The organism is Streptomyces capoamus (assembly GCF_014654935.1).
GTDB classification, from domain to species: domain Bacteria; phylum Actinomycetota; class Actinomycetes; order Streptomycetales; family Streptomycetaceae; genus Streptomyces; species Streptomyces capoamus.
In genome coordinates this window covers 754,827-759,720 of the sequence record NZ_BNBF01000001.1, presented here as the reverse complement: position 1 = coordinate 759,720, position 4,894 = coordinate 754,827, and the positions used below count along the sequence as shown (strand labels likewise).

The 4,894-nt window shown below is 72.8% G+C and carries 4 protein-coding genes; 3 read left to right on the top strand and 1 reads right to left on the bottom strand.

Annotated features, from left to right (window positions below; all coding sequences use genetic code 11):
• From IE312_RS03465 to IE312_RS03455, 3 genes are all read left to right on the top strand, one after another.
• Positions 1-1,214: NAD(P)/FAD-dependent oxidoreductase (locus IE312_RS03465; RefSeq protein WP_229898949.1), on the top strand; the 1,214-nt coding region annotated here is incomplete at its 5' end.
• A gap of 94 nt (positions 1,215-1,308) precedes the next feature.
• On the top strand, positions 1,309-1,518 hold the full coding sequence (locus IE312_RS03460; protein ID WP_189978152.1) for a DUF4287 domain-containing protein: 210 nt from the start codon (positions 1,309-1,311) through the stop codon (positions 1,516-1,518).
• A gap of 96 nt (positions 1,519-1,614) precedes the next feature.
• Complete coding sequence (locus tag IE312_RS03455) at positions 1,615-3,837, top strand: FUSC family protein (protein WP_189978263.1); 2,223 nt, start codon at positions 1,615-1,617, stop codon at positions 3,835-3,837.
• A 4-nt stretch (positions 3,838-3,841) separates the two neighbouring features.
• Here the strand turns inward: IE312_RS03455 and IE312_RS03450 are convergent, their stop codons facing one another.
• On the bottom strand, positions 3,842-4,696 hold the full coding sequence (locus IE312_RS03450) for a SigB/SigF/SigG family RNA polymerase sigma factor (protein WP_189978149.1): 855 nt from the start codon (positions 4,694-4,696) through the stop codon (positions 3,842-3,844).
• Positions 4,697-4,894 lie beyond the last annotated feature (198 nt).

Genomic DNA, 4,894 nt, shown 5'->3' with positions numbered 1-4,894 from the left:
CGCAGTCGATCGCCCTGTCGCTGCGCCGCAGCAAGAAGTACCGCACCCGGATCATCCCGGGCGGCGCGATCGGCGTGGACCTCAAGGCGAAGGTGTGCGTCGTCCGCACCATCACCGACAAGATCGTCAACGAGCCCTACGACTACATCGTGCTGGCACCGGGCAGCGTGACCCGCACCTTCGACATCCCGGGCCTGACCGAGCACGCCTTCGGGATGAAGACCCTCGCCGAGGCCGCCTACATCCGCGACCACGTCATCTCCCAGCTGGACCTGGCGGACGCCAGCGACGACCCGGCCGAGCGGGCCGCGCGGCTGCAGTTCGTGGTGGTCGGCGGCGGCTACGCGGGCACCGAGACCGCGGCCTGCCTGCAGCGGCTGACGCACGCGGCCGTGCAGCGCTACCCGCGGCTGGACCCGGGGCTGATCAAGTGGCACCTGATCGACATCGCGCCCAAGCTCATGCCGGAACTGGGCGACAAGCTCGGCCGCAGCGCGCAGGAGATCCTCCGGCGCCGCGGCATCGAGGTGTCACTGGGCGTCTCCATCGACAAGGCCGGCCCCGAGGAGGTCACCTTCACCGACGGCCGGGTGGTGCCCACGCACACCCTGATCTGGACGGCCGGTGTGGTCGCCAGCCCGCTCATCGCCACGCTCGGCGCGGAGACCGTCAAGGGCCGGCTGGCGGTCACCGCGGAGATGTGCCTGCCGGGCCACGACGGGGTGTTCGCGCTCGGCGACTCCGCGGCCGTGCCGGACCTCGCCAAGGGCCAGGAGGGCGCGGTCTGCCCGCCCACCGCGCAGCACGCCATGCGGCAGGGCAGGAAGGCCGGCGACAACGTCATCGCGGCGCTGCGCGGCCGGCCGCTGCAGCCGTACGTGCACAAGGACCTGGGGCTCGTCGTCGACCTCGGCGGCAAGGACGCGGTGTCCAAGCCGCTGGGTGTCGAGCTGCGCGGGCTGCCCGCCCAGGCGGTGGCCCGCGGCTACCACTGGTCGGCCCTGCGCACCAACGTCGCCAAGACCCGGGTGATGACCAACTGGCTGCTGAACGCGGTCGCCGGCGACGATTTCGTGCGCACGGGCTTCCAGGCCCGCAAGCCCGCCCGGCTGAAGGACTTCGAGTACACCGACTCGTACCTGACGCCGGAGAAGGTACGGGCTCTGGTGGAGGGCGAGGGCGCGGGCGCGAGCGCGAGCGCGGACCAGCCGTGATGTGATCCAGATCACCGAAGACCGCCGATCACTGCGCACCCGATCGGCGGTCTTCTCCTGTGACCGGTACACACCACACGGAGGGACACCCGAGATGAGCGAGAAGACCGTCAAGGGCCCGGCGAGCTACTTCCCGTCGATCGAGAAGACGTACGGCCGGCCCGTCGTCGCATGGCAGGAGCTGATCCGCTCCTCGCCGCTGACGAAGCACATGGAACTCGTCGCCTGGCTCAAGTCCGAGCACGGACTCGGCCACGGGCACGCGAACGCGCTGGTGGCCGCCACCCTGGCCGAGGGCCGGTAGTCCCGGCTCCCGTGCGATGCTGGGTCGTAGATCGATTTCCGGCACGGGAGAGAGCACGGCAGCGTGAGGGCAGCGGCACGGTCGGGACGGGTACGGATGTGGGACCGGCTCGCGGCGTCGGACCCCGGGCTGCTCCGGCTGACCGCCGGACTGCGCACGGTCACCGCCATCGCGCTGACCCTCGCCGTCCTCGCCGCGCTGCGCGTCCCGGTGCCCCAGCTCGTCGCCGGGTCCATGGCGGCCATGGTCGCCACCTTCGCCATCCGGGAGAAGCAGCGCGGCCCGCAGGCCGTCACGCTCGCGCTGGGCCTGCCGGTCGCGCTGGCCTCGGTGACACTGGGCACGCTGCTCAGCCGGCAGGTGGTCGCCGGGGACCTGTTCTTCATCACCCTCATCTTCTGCGCCGTCTACGGCCGCCGGTTCGGTGACCGGGGCACGGCACTGGGGCTGATCGGCTTCCAGGTCTACTTCCTGTCGCTGTTCGTGGGCGCGACCACGTCCACGCTGCTTCCGCTGTACGGCGTCCTGTGCGTGGCGTTCGGGTGCAGTGCCGCCGCCCGGTTCGTGCTGCTGCCGCAGACCCCGGCCGGCACCCTGGACCGGTTGCGGCGGGCCTTCCGCGCCCGGCTGGCCCAGCTGATCGCCACGCAGGCCGAGTTGCTGGACGCCGGTCCCGACGAGGCGGAGAAGCTGCTGGAGGACCTGCGCACCGGCACCGCCCGGCTGCACGAGACAGCGCTGATGATCCAGGGCCGGCTGGAGGACGGCACCTCGGACCCGGCGGTGGCCCGGCTGCTCCAGCGCCGGATCGCGGACGCCGAGATCGCCGCCGAGCGGCTCGGGCTGCTGCTGCTCACCGCGCGCAGCGCCCAGCGCACCGACACCCTGACCCTGCACCTGCCGGGCGCCACGCTGCCCTCCGGGGGCGAACTGCCGGTGCGGGACGACGCGTCGGCCGCGCTGCACCGGGATCTGCAGGCGCTGCGGCTGCTGATGCTGCGGCCGGCCGGGGAGGCCTCGGGGACCGCGCTCGCCCAGGTGCGCAACCGGCTGCTCGGCTACCGCGAGGAGGAGAACCTGCCCGCGACCTCCCCGGCCGTGCAGGACGTCTTCCGGGGCCTCGGTGAGGCCGCCCGGGCCTCGCTGGGCCTGCGGGTCGCGCTGGACGGGCCCCAGGACGAGTCGGACGACACCCCGGCCACCGCCCGTTCCCGCGAGGAACTGGACGCCGAGGACACCGCGATCGAGATCAGCGAGGAGAACGAACCCGAGAAGCCCGAGCCGACCGGTCTCCAGCGGCCCACCACCCGGGCCGCCCTCCAGGTGGCGGCCGGTTCCTCGCTGGCCATGGCGGGCGGCGAGCTGCTGTCCAGCCAGCGCTGGTACTGGGCGGTGCTGACCTGCTGGATCGTGTTCATCAACACCGCGTCCACCGGCGAGATCCTGGTGAAGGGCTACCGGCGGCTGCTGGGCACGGTGCTGGGCGTGGTGGCCGGCATCGGGCTGGCCGCACTGGTCGGGCACCACACCTGGACGGCGTTCGCGCTGGTGCTGCTGTTCATCTTCGCGATGTTCTACACCGCGCCGCTGTCCTACACGCTGATGTCGTTCTTCGTGACGGCCATGCTGGGCCTGCTCTACACGCTCCTGAACACCTACAACATGTCGGTGCTGGTGCTGCGGATCGAGGAGACGGCGCTGGGCGCGGCCTGCGGGGTGGTCGCGGCGGCCGTGGTGCTGCCGATCCGCACCGACCGGCGGACCAACGACCTGCTCGTGGCGGTCCTGGACCGGCTGGCCGAAGTGACGCGGGGCGCCGTCGACCAGCTGAGCGGGGGCGCCGGCGGCGATCTGGTGGAGGAGGCGCGCGCGCTGGACCAGGCGCTGGCCGACCTGCGCGCCGCCACCCAGCCGCTGACCCACCCGATCACACCGCTGCGCACGCGCCGGAACACGGCCCGGTACGTGGTGGCGCTGCTGGAGACCTGCGCGTACCACGGGCGTTCGCTGGCGGCCACGGCGGAGCTGTTGCCGACACATCCGGCGATCGCGGCGGATCCGCGGCTGCGCGGGGCGTGCGGGCGGATCGTGCACAACATCGAGACGATCGCGGCGCACGTCACCGACCCGCGGTCGACCGCGCGGATACGGACCGGCTCCAGCATCGCGTCGATGCTGGAGCCGGGAACCCCGCGCACCCCGCGCTACGGCCGGGTCACCGACCGGGTGCTGCGCCATCTGCAGCGGCTGGACGAAGCCGTCTCGGGCCTCGCCCGGCCGCTGGGCGTCGCCGGCGGCCCCGCACAGCCCGGGAGCTGACCGCTCACCGCTGGTCGCCGCCGCCGGGGCGGCGGCTGCCGAGCACCTCGTCGCGGACCCGGGCGCAACTGCGGCTGATCAGCCGGGAGACGTGCATCTGGGAGATGCCGAGCCGGTCGGCGATGCGGCTCTGCGTCATGTCCTCGAAGAAGCGCATGTAGAGGATGGCCCGCTCCCGCTCGGGGAGCCGGCGCAGCCCTTCCTTGGCGGCCTCGCGGTCGACGACGACGTCGTAGGAGGTGTCCGACTCGCCGAGGGTGTCGGCGAGGCTGTAGCCGTCGTCCCCGGCGGACAGCTCGGCGTCGAGCGAGAGGGTGCTGAAGCTCTCCAGCGCCTCCATGCCCGCGTTCACCTCCTCCTCGGTGAGGCCGGTGTGGGCGGCGATGTCGGCGATCGTCGGTTCGGGACTGCCGGGGTTCTGGGTGAGTTCGCGCCGGGCCACCCGCACCCGGTTGCGCAGTTCCTGCACCCGGCGGGGCACCCGCAGGGCCCACATCCGGTCGCGGAAGTGCCGCTTGACCTCCCCGGTGATGGTCGGCACGGCATAGCTCTCGAAGGCCCCCCGCGAGGGGTCGAAGCGGTCGACGGCCTTCACGAGGCCCAGGGCGGCGACCTGGCGCAGGTCCTCGACGGATTCGCCCCGGTCGCGGAACCGGCCCGCGATCCGGTGGGCCATGGGCAACCAGGCGGTGACGAGTTCGTCGCGTACGGCGTCCCGCTCAGGACCGTCCTGCAGTTCCGCCAGCCGGGCGAACAGCTCCGCCGTATCGGGGGCGTCGTCATGGTTGCGCCGGGTGGGGGCCGCGGCGCCGTCGGCGGTGGTGGTGGCGGGACGGCTTGTCGACATGTCGGTCAGCATGCGGAATCGCTCCTGAACGTGGTTTCAGGGCACGGCCGGAACAGCGGTTCCGAGTCTTGGCCCGAACGGTGGTGTCAGGGTTTCGCCGCGGGGAACCCGCCTGGACCGCCGGAGGCGGCCCAGGCAGCGGTGGTCAGCCCCGCTGGGCGCGCGCCTCCGGTCCGAAGCACGAGATTCCGCCTGCCCCTCGTCCCCGGG